Origin of the sequence: Curtobacterium sp. MCBA15_013 (assembly GCF_001865095.1) — a bacterium.
In the GTDB taxonomy this organism is placed as follows: domain Bacteria; phylum Actinomycetota; class Actinomycetes; order Actinomycetales; family Microbacteriaceae; genus Curtobacterium.
Genome location: NZ_MJGQ01000001.1, coordinates 174,333 through 190,250, shown reverse-complemented (window position 1 = coordinate 190,250; position 15,918 = coordinate 174,333). Strand labels below are relative to the sequence as shown.

At 72.3% G+C, this 15,918-nt stretch carries 18 protein-coding genes; 13 read left to right on the top strand and 5 right to left on the bottom strand.

The genetic code is table 11. The features are described from left to right. Position 1 precedes the first annotated feature (1 nt). The 4 genes from BIV01_RS00940 to BIV01_RS00925 form a co-directional block, all read right to left on the bottom strand. Positions 2–799, bottom strand: a complete 798-nt coding sequence (locus BIV01_RS00940; protein ID WP_071301632.1) for an anti-sigma factor — start codon at positions 797–799, stop codon at positions 2–4. Further along, a complete protein-coding gene (locus BIV01_RS00935; RefSeq protein ID WP_071301631.1) occupies positions 796–1,341 on the bottom strand; it encodes an RNA polymerase sigma factor in 546 nt (181 codons plus the stop codon). Before BIV01_RS00935 ends, BIV01_RS00940 begins: the two co-directional genes overlap by 4 nt. 68 nt (positions 1,342–1,409) lie before the next feature. Next, positions 1,410–2,072 (bottom strand): class F sortase, encoded by a 663-nt coding sequence (locus BIV01_RS00930; protein ID WP_083413684.1) that lies wholly within the window; start codon positions 2,070–2,072, stop codon positions 1,410–1,412. A 2-nt stretch (positions 2,073–2,074) separates the two neighbouring features. Then, complete coding sequence (locus BIV01_RS00925; RefSeq protein WP_071301630.1) at positions 2,075–2,932, bottom strand: DUF4397 domain-containing protein; 858 nt, start codon at positions 2,930–2,932, stop codon at positions 2,075–2,077. Positions 2,933–3,163: 231 nt separating this feature from the next. Here BIV01_RS00925 and BIV01_RS00920 point away from each other — a divergent pair, with 231 nt between their 5' ends. From BIV01_RS00920 to csrA, 13 genes are all read left to right on the top strand, one after another. Then, the gene (locus BIV01_RS00920) at positions 3,164–3,469 is read left to right on the top strand and encodes a flagellar FlbD family protein (RefSeq protein WP_070418899.1); all 306 of its coding nucleotides are present in this window, start codon (positions 3,164–3,166) and stop codon (positions 3,467–3,469) included. Position 3,470: 1 nt separating this feature from the next. Next, complete coding sequence (locus BIV01_RS00915) at positions 3,471–4,301, top strand: motility protein A (RefSeq protein WP_071301629.1); 831 nt, start codon at positions 3,471–3,473, stop codon at positions 4,299–4,301. A gap of 2 nt (positions 4,302–4,303) precedes the next feature. Next, positions 4,304–5,233, top strand: coding sequence for an OmpA/MotB family protein (locus BIV01_RS00910; protein ID WP_071301628.1), 930 nt, complete (start codon positions 4,304–4,306; stop codon positions 5,231–5,233). A 68-nt stretch (positions 5,234–5,301) separates the two neighbouring features. After that, complete coding sequence (locus BIV01_RS00905) at positions 5,302–6,180, top strand: flagellar motor switch protein FliM (RefSeq protein ID WP_083403170.1); 879 nt, start codon at positions 5,302–5,304, stop codon at positions 6,178–6,180. Next, positions 6,177–6,893, top strand: a complete 717-nt coding sequence (gene fliN / locus BIV01_RS00900) for a flagellar motor switch protein FliN (RefSeq protein WP_071294621.1) — start codon at positions 6,177–6,179, stop codon at positions 6,891–6,893. The genes BIV01_RS00905 and fliN overlap by 4 nt, the downstream gene beginning before the upstream one ends. 8 nt (positions 6,894–6,901) lie before the next feature. Further along, entirely contained in the window at positions 6,902–7,435 is a 534-nt protein-coding gene (locus BIV01_RS00895; RefSeq protein ID WP_071301627.1) for a FliO/MopB family protein, read from the top strand. Then, on the top strand, positions 7,432–8,253 hold the full coding sequence (gene fliP, locus BIV01_RS00890) for a flagellar type III secretion system pore protein FliP (RefSeq protein ID WP_071301626.1): 822 nt from the start codon (positions 7,432–7,434) through the stop codon (positions 8,251–8,253). The genes BIV01_RS00895 and fliP overlap by 4 nt, the downstream gene beginning before the upstream one ends. Next, the gene (gene fliQ / locus BIV01_RS00885; protein ID WP_070418905.1) at positions 8,253–8,528 is read left to right on the top strand and encodes a flagellar biosynthesis protein FliQ; all 276 of its coding nucleotides are present in this window, start codon (positions 8,253–8,255) and stop codon (positions 8,526–8,528) included. The genes fliP and fliQ overlap by 1 nt, the downstream gene beginning before the upstream one ends. Then, positions 8,528–9,286, top strand: a complete 759-nt coding sequence (locus tag BIV01_RS00880) for a flagellar biosynthetic protein FliR (RefSeq protein WP_070418906.1) — start codon at positions 8,528–8,530, stop codon at positions 9,284–9,286. Before fliQ ends, BIV01_RS00880 begins: the two co-directional genes overlap by 1 nt. Before the next feature lie 4 nt (positions 9,287–9,290). Then, on the top strand, positions 9,291–10,472 hold the full coding sequence (locus BIV01_RS00875; protein ID WP_071301625.1) for an EscU/YscU/HrcU family type III secretion system export apparatus switch protein: 1,182 nt from the start codon (positions 9,291–9,293) through the stop codon (positions 10,470–10,472). Next, positions 10,469–12,523 carry a flagellar biosynthesis protein FlhA gene (locus tag BIV01_RS00870; RefSeq protein WP_070418908.1) on the top strand — a complete coding sequence of 685 codons (2,055 nt, stop codon included), beginning with the start codon at positions 10,469–10,471 and terminating at the stop codon, positions 12,521–12,523. Before BIV01_RS00875 ends, BIV01_RS00870 begins: the two co-directional genes overlap by 4 nt. Further along, positions 12,498–13,430: a hypothetical protein gene (locus tag BIV01_RS00865; RefSeq protein WP_139199156.1), complete on the top strand. Its 933-nt coding sequence runs from the start codon at positions 12,498–12,500 to the stop codon at positions 13,428–13,430. Before BIV01_RS00870 ends, BIV01_RS00865 begins: the two co-directional genes overlap by 26 nt. Before the next feature lie 4 nt (positions 13,431–13,434). Beyond that, on the top strand, positions 13,435–13,695 hold the full coding sequence (gene csrA, locus BIV01_RS00860; RefSeq protein ID WP_070418910.1) for a carbon storage regulator CsrA: 261 nt from the start codon (positions 13,435–13,437) through the stop codon (positions 13,693–13,695). A gap of 24 nt (positions 13,696–13,719) precedes the next feature. Here csrA and BIV01_RS00855 read toward each other — a convergent pair whose 3' ends face one another. Next, positions 13,720–15,810, bottom strand: a complete 2,091-nt coding sequence (locus BIV01_RS00855) for an acyl-CoA dehydrogenase family protein (protein WP_071301623.1) — start codon at positions 15,808–15,810, stop codon at positions 13,720–13,722. Between the last annotated feature and the right edge of the window lie 108 nt (positions 15,811–15,918).

The window sequence follows — 15,918 nt, the reverse complement described above, 5'->3', positions numbered from 1 at the left end:
GTCAGGGGCGTGCGAGCCGGCCGCGCACGATCGAGTCGCCCGAGTGCGCCGGGTCACCGTCGTCCGCCTCGGCCGAGACGTCGACGACCGGGAAGCGTGCGGTGTCCATGCCCGACGGGACCGTGAACCGCCCGCGGTCGCCGTCGAGGAACCCGACGCTGACGAGCCCGTCGAGGTCGGAGCGCATCATCCAGACCTCGCGCAGGGCACCGGTACCCGTTCGTCCGGTGCCGCCGCGCAGGTCGACCACGAGCGAGAGCCGCCCGTCGCGGTCCCGCTCCAGCTCGGCGGTGCCACCGGCCCCGGACCATCCGGGCAGCGCGTCGAGCTCCGCCCGTGCGAGCACGGTCTCGGACGCCGAGCCGGGGAGCCCGGGCAGGGCACCGGTCGCCACGCCGATCCCGAGCACGATCGCGAACGCCCCGACGACGGCCGCGACGGTCAGGAGGACGCGCCGACGGCGGTGGACGCGGGGCCCACCGGGGGTGACCCGTCCGCGGGGGCGGGTCGTTCCTCCTGGGCGGCCCGCTCCGGTGACCGCGACCGGTGCGGGTGACTCCGCCGGGAGGTCGCGCGGCGGACCGTCCCGGACCTCGGCGGCGATGCGGTCCCAGACCGCCTCCGGGGGCGCGTCGAGCCGGACGTGGGAGGACGACCGCGTCACGGCGGCGACGCGCTGCAGGTCCGCGACCTCGTCGCGGCACCGGGCGCAGGCAGCGAGGTGCTCCGTCACGGCGTCGTCGGCCACGACACCGGAGACCGCGAGCATGGCGAGCGTCTCGTCGTCGACGTGCTTCATTCGATCACCTCGAGACGTGTTCGGAGCCGAGCCAGACTTCGGTGGATGTGACTCTTGACGGTGCCGAGGGGGAGTCCGAGCCGTTCGGCGATCTCACGATGGCTCAGCTCGTCGTAGAACGCCAAGCGCATGACCCGGCGTGGCACGTCGTCGAGCCGGTCGAGCTCGCCCGCGACCAGTGCGCGTTCGGCCAGGTCGAACTCGGACTCCGGTGCCGCCGCGGTCTCCTCGACGACGCTCGGGTCGGTGGTCCTGGCGTGCCGTGTCCGTTCCGCGAAGGCGTCCGCGATGCAGTTCCGGGTGATCCCGACGAGCCAGGCGCCGAGCGGGGCCCGCCCCGGGTCGTAGCTGGCACTCCGACGCCAGGCCTTGACGAAGACCTGTTGCGTCACGTCCTCTGCTGCCGACTGGTCGCCCAGCGCGCGGAGCGCCAACGAGTAGACGAGCGGGGACCACCGGTCGTAGACGGCACGCAGCGCGTCCCCGCTCCCGGCGCTGAACGCGTCGGAGAGCTCGCTGTCGTCCGGGAGGGTGGTCGTCACTGGATCCTGTCGCTGGCGTGGTCGTCGTCGACCGTGACCCGATCGTACGGCGGACGTGCTCGGTCCGGTCAGGCGGGCGTCGCGCTGATGATGAGGTTGCTCTCGTAGTGGTGGGTGGACTCGTCGAACACGCCGCCGCAGGAGACCAGGACGAGCCGTCGCGGCCCGTCGGTCCGGAAGACCGAGGCCCACGGGAGGCCGCGTTTGGCGACGAGGGCGACCGAGTCGATCCGCCACCGGGTCCGGTCACCGGCCGTGTCGGTCAGGGTGACGGTCGTGCCGGCGGGGACGTCCCGGAGATGGGCGAACGGCCCGACGCCGTAGCCGACGGCGTCGACGTGGGCGGCGATCACGACGGTCCCCGTGGTCGACGCCGGTGCTGCGCCGTACCGGTACCAGCCGGCGACGGCCGGATCGGACGGCAGGGACATCGCGCCCCGGTCGTCGACGCCCTCGGGACGGACCTCGGCCCGCACCCCGGCCCAGTCGACGGCGATCCGGGACGGAGCGGGGACCCGGACGGCCGGCGGGACCGTGGCGCGGACCTGCGGCACCGCGGTCGAGAACGCCGACGGCACCGGGGTCGGCGTCGACGACGGACCGGTGACGATCGCGGTCGAGGGGTGCCCGTCGGGGGTGGGGGAGCCGCCCGACGAGCACCCGGTCAGGATGGTCGCGGCCACCGCGGCGACGACGAGCGCCGCCGCGGTGGTCCGGACCGGGGACGGCACGGTCAGTGACCCGAGTCCTGCCGCTGGTCCCCGGTCACGGTGCGGCGGCGCCGGAGCACCACCGCGCCGATCGCGACCGCAGCCGCGAGGGCTGCTGTCGTCCCGCCGACGATCCCGACGGTGTCGGTCCGGTTCGTCGCGACGAGTCCGGCGTTGCCCGCGGGGACCCCGTTCGGCGTGCCGCCGAGGTCCGAGATCGTCTGGGTGGCGAGCGCCAGGTTCTGGTCGTCCAGGCTGCCCCAGGCGTACACGATCGTGTCGGCGCCGGCGGTGACCGCGACGTCGGCCGGACCGATCACCGGGTCGGTCGTGCCGGTGGCGGCGACGGATGCCGAGACGGTGCCGGCGGGGAGCTCGAGTGCCTGCTCGTCGGGGTTCGACAGGTTGCTGACGACGGCCTCGCCACCGGCGAGGACGTCCACCGCCGGCGCAGCGGCGACGTGCCGGACGATCAGGCGGCCCTGTCCGGCCGGCGTGGCCGAGACGTCGTTGGTGAAGAGCGTGGCGGTGGGCTTCCCACTGGTGTCGTCGTGCGCGACGGCGGTGTAGTTCCCGCCGGCGTCGAGCGTGACGTCCACGGGGCCGATGACCGGTTCTGACGCATCGGCTGCGTCCGAGGCGGTGATCGCGAGCTGGTGGGCGCCCGCCGGGACCATCATCGGGCCGGCGAGGGTCCCCGGCGTGAAGTCGTCGAGGGCGCGCTTCCCGTCCAGGTAGACGTCGACCGTGACGTCCGGGACGGCGTGCAGGACGGAGAGCGTCGCGTCCCCGGTGGCGGCGGAGGCAGCGGCCGGGACCGCGGCCGCAGCAGCGGCGAGCAGCACACCGGCGGCGAGGCCGGTAGCGAGTGTCTTGCGCATGTCGGGTCTCCTTCTGGCCCGTTCGGGCCGGTACGGACGACGTCGTCGTCGACGTCACACCGGCACTACCGGCGGAAGGAGCCGATCGGATGCAGTGGATCCGGAATCCGGCGTCGGCAGGTCACGCCTAACGACGGGCCCCGGCCCGCCGATAGTCCTCGGTGCAGCCCACGGACGGGCAGCATCCCGCCCCACGGACGGCGGCGGGACGATCGAGAACCAGGACGGGCCATGATCGTCGTCACACGACTCAACGGCAGCGGATTCGCTGTCAACCCCGATCTCGTGGAGCGCATCCAGGAGACGCCGGACACGACGCTCATCATGGTCGACGGCGCCAAGTACATCGTCCGCGAGTCCCTGGCCGACGTCATCGACCTGATCGCCGCGTACCGGGCACGCATCGTCGGCATGGCCTACGGCACGGACACCGCCGCGCGGAACGCCACCGGCCCGCAGCCGACGCTGGCACCGGTCGCCCCGATCCACGCCGTGTCCACCGACCGGGCACCCCGCACGCAGGACGGGGGGCGCTGACGTGGACATCGCGACGATCATCGGGATCCTGCTCGCCTTCGGCGCCCTGTTCGGCATGGTCGAGATGGAGCACGTCGAGCTCGCGGGGCTGTTCCTGCCGGCACCGATGCTGCTCGTGTTCGGCGCCACGATCGGTTGCGGCATCGCGAGCACGACCCTCAAGGACGCCATCGCCAGCTTCAAGGCCGTGCCGAAGGCGTTCACCGGCAGGGTCACCCCGCCGCAGTCGGTCATCGACGACGTGGTCGGGCTCGCCGAGACGGCCCGTGCGAACGGTCTGCTCGCACTCGAGCAGGAGGCCGACAAGCACGACGACCCGTTCATGAAGAAGGCGCTGCAGAACATCGCGGACGGTACGGACGGCGACGAGCTGCGGATCCTGCTCGAGGACGAGATCGAGTCGAACGCCGCACCGGTCCGGTCGGCCAGCTCGTTCTTCATGGGCCTCGGCGGCTTCGCCCCCACCGTCGGCATCATCGGCACCGTGGTGTCGCTGACCCACGTCCTCGCGAACCTCGGGAAGCCCGACGAGCTCGGTCCGCTCATCGCGAGCGCGTTCGTCGCGACGCTCTGGGGCCTGCTCACCGCCAACTTCCTGTGGCTGCCGATCGGCGGGAAGCTCCGCAAGCTCGCGCAGCTCGAGGCCGACCGCCAGACGCTGCTCATGGAGGGGCTCCTCGCGGTGCAGGCCGGCAGCCAGCCGCGCCTGCTCGGCGAGCGCCTGACCGCCATGGTCCCGCCCGCGGCGCGCGGTGGGGACGCCAAGGGCGGCAAGGCGAAGTCCGGCAAGGGCAGCGACGCGGACGCCGACGACCAGCAGCTGGCGGCCTGACGATGAGCGCCAACCCCCGCGGGCGCGGTCGCGGACGGTCGAAGAAGTCGCACGACGAGGCCGAGCACCCCGACGAGCGCTGGATGGCCTCGTACATGGACATGATCACCGTGCTGATGTGCATGTTCCTCGTGCTCTTCGCGATGTCCACGGTCGACCAGCAGAAGTACATCCAGCTGAAGAACTCGCTCGCCACGGGCTTCGGCGAGGTGAAGTCGCAGAAGGTCGACACCGCGTCGGGCACGGTCGTGACGAAGGACGAGGTCGAGGACGGCTCCGGGTACTCCGTCGACAAGTCCCAGGCGGACCACTCGACCGCGTCGTCCGGCACGAAGGACACCAACGTCGACCCGGCCTCCACCGTGGTGCCGACGACCGCGACGAAGGCCGACGTCGCTGCGGCGAAGAAGGAGCTCGACGACCTGCAGGCCATCGAGCAGGCGATCAAGGCGAACCTCGCGAAGGCCGGGCAGACATCGAACGTGCAGTTCACGGTCGACGCCCGTGGGCTCACGGTCCGGCTCGTCGGCAGCGAGACGTACTTCACCACGAACAGCGCCGACCTGTCCGACCAGGCGAAGCGGATCATGGACGCCATCGCCCCGGTCCTGAAGACCAGCGGCCACGACGTCAGCGTCGAGGGCCACGCCGACCAGCGGAACTCCACCGCGCCGTACGCCACGAACTGGGAGCTGAGCGCCGCCCGCGCGACCGGGGTGCTCCGCGACCTCGTGGAACGCGGCGGGATGCCGGCCCAGCACATCCAGAGCGTCGGGTTCGGGTCGAGCCGCCCGCTGGCGAAGGGCGGGACGGACGCCGACCTCACGCTGAACCGGCGGGTCGACATCGTCGTGCTGTCGAACCAGGACCAGGACGTCAGCGCGCTGATGCCGGCCCTGGCGAAGGCACAGGACGGAGCACGAGCCGGCTGAGCGCACCACCGCCCCAGAACGGGGCACAGCACTGACGGGTGCTCCACAGCGGACCGATAGACGCACCCGTGACCGAGACCCTGCCAGCGCCCGAGGTGTACGACTTCGCGCGCCCGTCGACGCTCGCCCGCGAGCACGCCCGGGTCCTCGAGCTCGCCTTCGAGACCTTCGCGCGCCAGTGGGGCACCCAGCTGACGGCGAAGGTCCGCGCGGTGAGCCAGGTCACGTGCGAGCAGGTCCAGATGACGACGTACGACGAGTACGCCGCCTCGTTGCCCGCGCTCACCGGCATGGTCCTGCTCCCCATCGCGGACGTCGTCCCGAAGGGCGTGCTGCAGGTCCCGCTCGACGCCGCGCTCACCTGGGTCTCGCACGCGCTCGGCGCCTCCAAGCCGCTCCCGACGCCGGACCGGACGTTCACCCCGATCGAGCAGGCGCTCGTCCGCAAGATCGTCGAGGACGCCCTCGACGACCTCCGCTACTCGTTCGGCGGCCTGCTCGCGCACGACGTCACCGCCGGCGGCTTCCAGTTCAACTCGCAGTTCGCCCAGGCCGCCCAGAAGGGCGACCTCATGATCGTCGCCTCGTTCACGATCCGCGTGGGGGAGCGCGTCGCCCCCGGCACGCTCGCGCTGCCGGCCGACGCCGTCCTGCCGCAGCTCGGCGAGGCCGCTGCCCACGTCACCCCCGCCGACGCCCGCGCCCTCGTCGACGCGCAGCTCGCCGGCGTCCCGGTCGGCGTCAGCCTGCGGTTCGCCCCGGCGACCGTGCTGCCGTCGCAGGTCCTGCGCCTCGCCGTCGGCGACGTGCTGCCGCTGCCGCACCCGCAGCACCGCCCCCTCACCATCGCGGTCGACGGCGAGCCCGTCGGCACCGCCGCCGTCGGCGCGAACGGCTCGCGCCTCGCCGGCATCGTCGTCACCACCACATCGGAGCAGCCCGCATGACCGTCACGACCACCCTCCACACGCAGGCGGCCGAGGCCCTCGCCGCGCAGCTCCCGACGGCCGCTCCGCTGGCAGCGGTGGCGGTCCCGGGAGGCGCGACCCCCGTTGCCCTCGAGGCCGCCGGTGACGCGGTGGTCGCGTCCTTCGTCGGCGGCCTGTCGGCCGACCTCGTCCTCGTGCTCACCGACCTCGAGGCCGTCGTCGCCGCGGGCGGCACCGACCACGGGATCGTCGACGTGACCGACGTGCTCCGCCCGTCCCTCGAGGCCGCCGCCGGTGTCCTCGGCGTCGGCGTCCTCGGCGACGCTCGGCGCGAGTCGGCCTCGGCGCTCCTGGCCGACCCGGACACGGTCGTGTTCGAGCTGACCGCCGGTGGCGTCCCCGGCGGCTGGTTCGCCCTGCGCGTCCGCGAGAACGGCACGGTGTCCGCACCCGCCGCCGCGGCACCGACGACGAGCCTGCCCGCCGGGAACCTCGGCCGGATCAACAACGTCGAGATGACCCTGACGGTGGAGATCGGCCGCACCCGGATGTCCGTGCGCGACGTGCTCGGCATGGAGCCCGGCGCGGTCGTCGAACTCGACCGCAGCGCCGGAGCCCCGGCCGACGTCCTGCTCAACGGCCGGCTCATCGCGCACGGCGAGGTCGTCGTCGTCGACCAGGACTACGCGGTCCGGATCACGAAGATCCTCGACGTCGCCGAGAGCGTCTGAGCCCCGACGTGGACACCGCCGTCATCGTCCTCCGCGTCGCGCTCTCGCTCGGCGTCGTGCTCGCCCTCATGTGGGTGCTGCACCGTCGCGTCGCGAAGAGCGGCCTGGGTGCGGGCAAGGCCAAGGGCCGCCGCTCGGCGTCGGTCGAGGTCGTCGGCCGCCAGGGCATCGGCGGCAAGGCGAGCGTCGTCGTCGTCGACGTCGAGGGCGAGCGCCTCGTGCTCGGTGTCTCCGAGCACGGTGTCGCCGTGCTCACCAGCGGGCAGGCGCCGGCGCCGGAACTCACGATCGTGACCGGGCCGGTGACGCTGCCGGTGCGTCCGACCCCGTCGGCCGACCGCTTCCGTCAGGAACTGGAGCAGCAGACGGCAGCTGAGCCGTCCCTCCCGTCCGACGCGGCGCAGCCGCTGCCCATGCGTCCCCGCAACCGCCGCTCGCAGCGCACCACGCTGCCCACGGCGCAGCAGCTGCAGGGGTCGATCCTGTCCGCCGACACCTGGCGGCAGGCCGCCTCGGCGCTCCGGAACCGGCGGGCCGGGTGACCGCGGCCCGCACCGGACGCCTGATCGCCCTCCTCCTGCTGGGGGTGACGATCGTCGCCGGCTTCCTCATGCTCACGGCGACCGGCGCCCACGCGGCCGGTGTCGTGCAGCCGACCGCCCCAGCCACGCCCACGCCGCCGTCGACCGGTGACTTCAGCGTCAGCGTGAACGGCCCGGACGGCACCCCGTCGTCCGCCGTCGTCACCCTGATCGGGATCACCCTGCTCAGCGTCGCACCGGCCCTCATGCTGATGATGACGTCGTTCACGAAGATCTTCGTGGTGCTCGCGATGACGCGGAACGCCCTCGCGCTGCAGTCCATCCCGCCGAACCAGGTGCTGGCCGGCCTCGCCCTGTTCCTGTCGCTCTTCGTGATGGCCCCGGTCCTCGGGCACATCAACGACGACGCCCTGCAGCCGTACCTCGCCGGTCACCTCGACTTCACCCAGGCGGTCGAGATCGGGACGAAGCCACTGCGGACCTTCATGCTGCAGCAGACGCGTGAGGAGGACGTGGCGCTCATCACCCGTGCCGCCGGTCAGGACAACCCGAAGTCGATGGCCGACGTGCCGATGACGACGGTGATCCCCGCGTTCGTGATCTCCGAGCTCCGCAGCGCCTTCATCATCGGGTTCGTCATCTTCATCCCGTTCCTGGTCATCGACCTCGTCGTCTCCGCGGCGCTCATGTCGATGGGCATGATGATGCTCCCGCCGGTCATGATCTCGCTCCCGTTCAAGATCCTGCTGTTCGTCCTCGTCGACGGGTGGGGGCTCATCATCAAGTCCCTCATCGAGAGCTACCAGGTGGTGCACTGATGAACCAGCAGGCCGTCATCGACCTCACGCTCCAGGCGCTCCTGGTGTCGGCGAAGCTCGCCGCGCCCGTGCTCGTGACGTCGCTCGTCGTGGGCTTCGCGATCTCGCTGTTCCAGTCGGTCACGCAGATCCAGGAGGTCACGCTCTCCTTCGTGCCGAAGGCCGTCGCCGTCGCGATCGCCCTGGTCGTCTGCGGCAACTGGATGATCTCGGAGATGGTCGGGTTCACGCACGTCGCGTTCGACATGATCCCGAAGCTGTTGGGAACGGCCTGATGGAGCTGTCGATCGACGGCGACCGCCTCGAGGCGACGATGCTCGCCGGCGTCCGTCTCGTCGCGTTCTTCGTCATCGCGCCGCCGTTCTCGTACCGCGCGTTCCCCGCGACGGTGAAGGTGATCCTCGGCATCGGGCTGGCGATCGGCGTCGCCCCGCGCGTCGCGGTCGGGTACGAGTCGCTCGACACCGGACCGTTCCTGCTCGCGCTCCTGACGCAGCTCCTCGTCGGACTCGCCCTCGGGTTCCTCGTGTTCCTCGTGTTCGCCGCCGTGCAGTCGGCCGGAGCGCTCATCGACCTGTTCGGCGGGTTCACGCTGGCGCAGGCCTTCGACCCGCAGTCGCAGGTGAACGGCGCCCAGTTCACGCGGCTGTTCCAGATGGCGGCGCTCGCGCTGCTGTTCGCCTCGGGCGGGTACCAGCTCATCGTCGCCGGACTCGTGCGCTCCTTCGACGCGGTGCCCCTGACCGGCACGTTCGACCTCGGCGGCCTGGCGTCCGTGCTCGTCACCGCGCTCACGCAGATGTTCCTGTCCTCGCTGCAGATCGCCGGGCCCCTCGTGGTGGTGCTCTTCCTCGCCGACGTCGGCCTGGGCCTGCTCACCCGCGTGGCCCCGGCGCTCAACGCCTTCCAGATGGGCTTCCCGATCAAGATCGGGCTGACCGTCGTCTTCGCCGGCGCGCTCTTCATGGCCCTGCCGTCCGTCGTCTCGTCCCTCACCGGCGACGCGGTGGCCGCGATCACGGGACGGGGGTGACGACGTGTCCGACAGCGGAGAACGCTCCGAGCAGGCGACCCAGAAGCGCATGCGCGAGGTCCACCAGAAGGGCCAGATCGGGCGGTCGCAGGACCTCGGCGCGTGGATCGGGATCGCGGTCGCGGCACTCATGATGCCGTCCGCGATCGGCAACGCCGCCGCCGCGGGCTCCGAGCAGCTCCGAGCCGTGCAGCGCGTCATCGCCGACCCGACGATCGGCACCATGAACGCCGTCTTCCACGAGGCCCTCGGCTCGCTCGGCGGGACCCTCGGCCCGATGCTCGGGGTCGTCGCCGTCGCCGTGCTGGCCGCAGCGGTCGCGCAGGGCGGCGTGCACGTCCGGAAGCTGGCGCCGCAGCCCGAGCACTTCGACCCGATCCAGGGACTGAAGCGGGTGTTCGGCACCCAGGCGCTCTGGAACGGGTGCAAGGCGCTCCTCAAGACGGCCGTCGTCGGACTCGTCCTCTGGATGGCCGTGCAGGCACTCGTCCCCGTCCTCATGACGAGCGGGTCGCTGCCGCTGTCCGCCGTGCTCGACGCCGCGGCCGCCGGGACCGGCACCCTGCTGCGGGCGGCGATCGTCGCCGGCCTGGTCCTCGCCGCGCTCGACGTCTTCGTCGTGATCCGCCGCAACCGCAAGCGCACGATGATGACCAAGCGCGAGGTCAAGGACGAGAACAAGCACGCCGAGGGCGACCCGCTCGTGAAGTCCCAGCGCCGCTCACGACAGCTCGCGATGAGCCGGAACCGGATGGTGCAGGCGATCGGCACCGCGGACGTCGTGATGACGAACCCGACGCACTACGCCGTCGCGCTGTCGTACGAGCCGGGGAAGTCCGCGCCGCGCGTCGTGGCGAAGGGCGCCGGTCCGGTCGCGGCGATGATCCGCGACAAGGCGCTCGAGGCCCGGGTGCCGATCGTCCAGGACGTCCCGCTCACCCGTGCGCTGCACGCCGCGTGCGAGCTCGGGCAGGAGGTGCCGGTCGACCTCTACACGCCGGTCGCCCGCGTGCTGTCGTTCGTCATGGCGCTCAAGGCCAGGGGAGCGGCGGCCGGGACGCACGCCCCGCCGCGGCCGACCACCCCGGACGAGGTCGCCACGGTCATCGACCCGGCCACGATCAGCGGGGACCTCCGGCCCCGGAAGCTCCGCCCGAACTCGACTCCCGAAGGGGTGCCCGCATGAACCGCAAGGACCTGCCGAAGCTCGTCGTCCCGGTCTTCATCGTCGGCATCATCCTGCTGCTGATCCTGCCGGTGCCGTCCTTCCTGCTCGACTTCCTCATCATCTGCAACATCCTGCTGGCGCTGGTGATCCTGCTCACGACGCTGTTCGTGAAGAAGCCGCTCGACTTCTCGGTGTTCCCGTCACTGCTGCTCGTCGCGACGCTGTTCCGGCTCGGCCTGAACGTCGCGTCGACGCGGCTCGTCCTCGGCGAGGGGTTCGCCGGCGACGTCATCCAGGCGTTCGGCCACGTGGCGGTCTCCGGCTCGATCATCATCGGCGCGGTCATCTTCCTGATCCTCGTCGTCATCCAGTTCGTCGTCGTGACGAAGGGCGCCGAGCGCGTCGCCGAGGTCGGGGCACGGTTCACCCTGGACGCGATGCCCGGCAAGCAGATGGCGATCGACGCGGACCTCAACGCGGGGCTCATCACTGACGCCCAGGCGAAGGAACGCCGTGCCGCCGTGTCCGCCGAGGCCGACTTCTACGGCGCCATGGACGGTGCGTCGAAGTTCGTCAAGGGCGACGCGATCGCCGGCATCCTCATCATCGTCATCAACCTCGTCGGCGGCATCGCCATCGGCATGGTGCAGAACGGGCTGTCGATCACCGACGCCCTGTCGAAGTACGGCATCCTGACCATCGGCGACGGGCTCGTCACGCAGATCCCGGCGCTCCTCATGGCGGTGTCGACGGGCATGATCGTCACCCGCTCCGGCGCCGAGACCGAGATCGGCACCTCGGCGTCGCAGCAGCTCACCCAGTCGCGGAACGCCCTCGTGATCGCGGGCGTGGCGGCGATCGCGATGGGGTTCATCCCCGGCATGCCGATCGTCCCGTTCTTGGTCATCGGCGCCACGCTGCTGGTGATCGGGTGGCGCCTCGGGCAGAACACCAAGCGCGAGGAGGCGGCCGTCGCCCAGCAGCAGGCCATGGAGGCCGCCGCACCGAGCGCCGACACCCCCGAGGACCTCATCGAGCAGATGCGCGTGCACGCCCTCGAGATCCTGCTCGCGCCCGACCTGGTCGACATGGTGTCCGGCGCCTCGGACGACCTGCTCGGCCGCGTCCGTGCCCTCCGCCGGAAGATCGCGATCGACATGGGGATCGTCGTCCCGCCCGTCCGGACCCGCGACAGCATCGAGCTCCCGCCGTCGACCTACGCCATCCGCATCGCCGGCGTCGAGGCCGGCAGGGGCACCGCACCGTCGCGCAGCGTGCTCGCGCTCGGCGACCACCTCGAGGGCCTCCCCGGGGAGACCACCGTCGAACCGGTGTTCGGCCTCGCCGGCAAGTGGGTCCCCGCCGAGCTCCGGCACGCCGCCGAGATGACCGGCGCGACCGTGATCGACCGCGTCTCCGTGCTCGTCACGCACCTGCAGGCGATCATCGGCGACAACGCCGCGCGGCTCCTCACCCGCGAGGACGTCAAGGTCCTCACCGAGGGCGTCAAGCAGGTCAACCCCGCGGCCGTCGAGGAGCTCGTCCCCGGGATGCTCTCGCTCGCCGAGCTGCAGCGGGTCCTGCAGGGCCTGCTCGCCGAACGGGTCCCGATCAACGACCTCGGCCGGATCTGCGAGGGCCTCACGCTCCGCGCCAAGGTGTCGACCGACCCGGAGGGGCTCGTCGAGGCCGCCCGCGCCGCACTCGGCCCCGCGCTGCCCGCCCGGTACCTCGACGCCGGCACGCTCCGGGTCATCATGATCGACCCGCTGCTCGAGCAGTCGATGCTCGAGGGGCTCCGGCCGTCCGAGCAGGGGACCCAGATCGTCCTCGACGCCCACCGCATCGAGCAGGTCCTCGGGTCGCTCCGGGAGGCCGTGCGCTCCGTCGAGGACCAGGGCATCTCCGCCGTCCTCGTCTGCGCCCCGCAGCTCCGCCCGGCCGTGCACCGCATGGTCTCCGCGCAGTCGAACGGCCTGCCGGTGCTCTCCTACCAGGAGGCCACCGCCGCGGGCTCCACCATCGAGACCGTGGGAGTGGTCCGTGCCGCCGACCCGATTGCAGCGTAACGGCGCCACGCTCGACGAGCTCCGGGACGCCGTCCGCTCGGAGTTCGGACCGGGCGCACGCATCGTCGCCGCCGAGCGCGTCACCACGCCGGGCATCGGCGGGCTGTTCCGCAAGGCGCACGTCGAGGCCACCGTCGAGGTCCCCGGCCCCGACGACGTCCCGACCGCGCGCGTCGCCATCGCCGATTCGCCGGTCCAGCGGGTGGGCATCGCCGCGCTCCTGGCCGACGCCGAAGCCGCGGAGGCGCGCATCGCCGGCCACGACGGCACCGCGTCCACGCGGGCCGACGCGTTCGCGTCGGTGCTCGACGGCTTCGTCGCCGACGGGATCACGGGGAGCGCCCCGCGCCCGACGCGCGCACTGCCGGAGGCGGGGGCGGAGGAGCCAGGCGGGTCGCGCCTCCTGGACGTGCCCGGTCCGTCGGTCGTTCCTGGAGGGACGGCTCGGCTCGTCGACGACGTCGTGGCCGAGCAGATGGTCGCCGCCACCGCGCCCACACGGCCCGCCCCGTCGGTCCGGTCCGCCGACGGCGACCTCGTGCTGCTCGTCGGGCGTCCGAACGACGTGGACGCGGCCGCCGGGATCTTCGCGACCCGGCACGCACTGCGGCCGACCGACGCGGCCGACCGGCGGAGCGGGATCCTCGCCCGGGCCGAGGGCGTCCGCGCCGGGTACGCGCTGCTCGCGGTCGCCGCCTGGGACGACGTGGCGACGGCCGCTGGACTCGCACCCGACCAGGTCTGGGTCGTCGTGGATGTCGGTCGGAAGCACGAGGACTCGGTCCGCATGCTCGCCGCGGTCGCCGACCGGGCCCACGTGGCCGGGGTCGTGGCGATCGGCGCGGGGGAGACCGCCACGCCGGAGTCGGTGCACCTGCTGGGAGTCCCCGTCGTGTCGCTAGGCTGAACGGGTGCTGGTACTCACGCGGAAGGTCGGCGAGCGGATCCTCGTCGGTGACGACATCGTCATCACGGTGCTCGACAGCCGCGGGGACGGCGTCCGCATCGGTATCGACGCGCCTCGCGGGGTGAAGATCCAGCGCGAAGAGGTCGTGCGCGCGGTGACCGAGGCCAACGCCGAGGCCGCTGCCGCTGCCGCCGGCGCCGGGGACGACGCCGAGGCGCGGCTCCGCCGGGCACTCGAGGACCGCGGGCCCGCCGGCGACGCCTGACCAGCGCTGCGCGTCCGCGCCTGGCTAGGCGCGGGGCTTCTTCTCCTGCTCGGGCAGGCGACCCGCGGCCGCCTCGGCGGCGAACCAGGCCTGCGCCTCGTCCTGCCGGGCCTGCTCGGCACCGAGCGCGATCGGGGCGCGGACGTGGCCGGCCTCGTACCCGAACGAGTCGAGCAGCTGCGGGATGACCGGTCGGACCCGGGCGACGAGGCGGTCGATGTACGCCGAGACCGCCCGCGCCCGCTGCGCCGTGATGCGCCCGTGCATGAGGTACCAGTCGAGGTGCTGCTCCAGCAGGCCGAGGGCGAACAGGTCGCGGAGCCAGACGAGCACGCGGCGGGTGTCTCCCGGCGGGACCTCGTCGATGGCCTCGGTGAAGGCCTCCCACTGCATGAGCTCCGCGTGGGCCTTCGCCGCCTCGATGAGCTCGTGCTGCGAGCGGTTGAGCAGTCGGGCGCCGCGTGCGCGGTCCTTGCCTGCCGACGCGAGGCGCATGCCGATCTCGGTGACCATCGTGTCGACGCGGCCGGCGAGCAGGTCGCGCTGCGTCTTGGCGTCCTGCAGATCCGTGACGGACGCGGCGAGCGAGCCGCGGTCGGTCATGGTCTGCCCGAGGCGCCGGAGACCGGTGGCGTCGGCGAGCTTCGTGGCCGCCTGGGCTGCGACGAACTTCGCGGTCGACGCCGGGTCCTTCGGCGCCTTCGCGCGGAAGTCGGTGAGCAGGCGCTTGCCGACGAGCTGGAGCAGCACGGTGTTGTCGCCCTCGAACGTCACGTAGACGTCGAGGTCGGCGCGGAGTCCGGTGAGGCGGTTCTCGGCGAGGAACCCGGCGCCACCGCAGGCCTCGCGGCACTCCTGGAGCGTGTCGAGGGCCGACCACGTGGACATCGACTTGAAGGCCGCTGCCTGGGTCTCGAGGTCCTCGCGACGCTGCGGGGTGTCCTCACGCCCGCTGAACACGTCGTCGAAGGTGCGGAGGAGCTTCTCGTGGGCGAACGACTGCGCGAACACCGTGGCGAGGCGGGGGATCAACCGGCGCTGGTGCCGGCCGTAGTCGAGCAGGACACCCTCGGTGCCGTCGCCCGTCGGGAACTGGCGGCGCTGTGCTGCGTACGTCAGCGCGATCTCCAGGCCGATCTTCTGGGCGACGACCGCGGCGCCGTCGAGCGACACGCGGCCCTGCACGAGGGTGCCGAGCATGGTGAAGAAGCGGCGACCGGGCGAGGCGATCGGCGAGGAGTAGGTGCCGTCCTCGGCGACGTCGCCGTAGCGGTTCAGCAGGTTGGTGCGGGGGACGCGCACGTGGTCGAAGTGCAGTCGGCCGTTGTCGATGCCGTTCAGGCCGCCCTTGTAGCCGTCGTCCTCGCCGCCGACACCGGGCAGGAACGCACCCGCGGCGTCGCGGAGCGGCACGTAGAACGCGTGGACGCCGTGGTCGACGCCCCGCGTCACGAGCTTCGCGAAGACGACGGCGGCCTTGCCGTGCAGGGCGGCGTTGCCGATGTAGTCCTTCCACGCACCGCGGAAGGGCGTGTGGATCTCGAACTCCTGGGTCGCCGGGTCGTAGGTCGCCCGCGTGGCGATGCTCTGGACGTCCGAGCCGTGCCCGGTCTCCGTCATCGCGAAGCAGCCGGGGACCTCGAACGAGACGATGCCCGGCAGGAACTCGCGGTGGTTCCGTTCGGTGCCGAGGTGGTGCACGGCCGAGCCGAACAGCCCCCACTGCACGCCGGCCTTGATCTGCATCGAGGGGTCGGCCGTGGTGAGCTCCTCGAACGCGGCGAGGTTGCCGCCGTGGTTGCTCGAGCCGCCGAACTCCTCGGGGTAGGGGCGCTGGATCGCTCCCGCGTCGACGAGGATGCGGAGCTGGTCGAGCGTCCGGGCGCGGGCGTCTGCGTAGGGCATGCCCTCGACCTTGTGCATCGCCGGGTCGAGTGCGAGTCGGCGCGAGGCTCGGCGGTCGTCCGCCCAGCGGCCGAGCAGGTGCTCGGCGAGCAGGTCGACGTCGATCCGGACGTCGGTGTCCGTCCCGCCGGCGGGCGTGCCCGCGGCGGGGTCGCCCGCGGCGTCGGCCTTGGGCGTGTTCGTGCTGTGGACGGGTGCGGTGTCGACCATGGTCGGAGCCCTCCTGAACTGCTCTGTCCGGTGTTGCAGAACCCACGCTATTGATCGGACCCGCGAGTCGCGTGAACGCCGTCCGGGGCTGACAACGCGGGTGGCCCG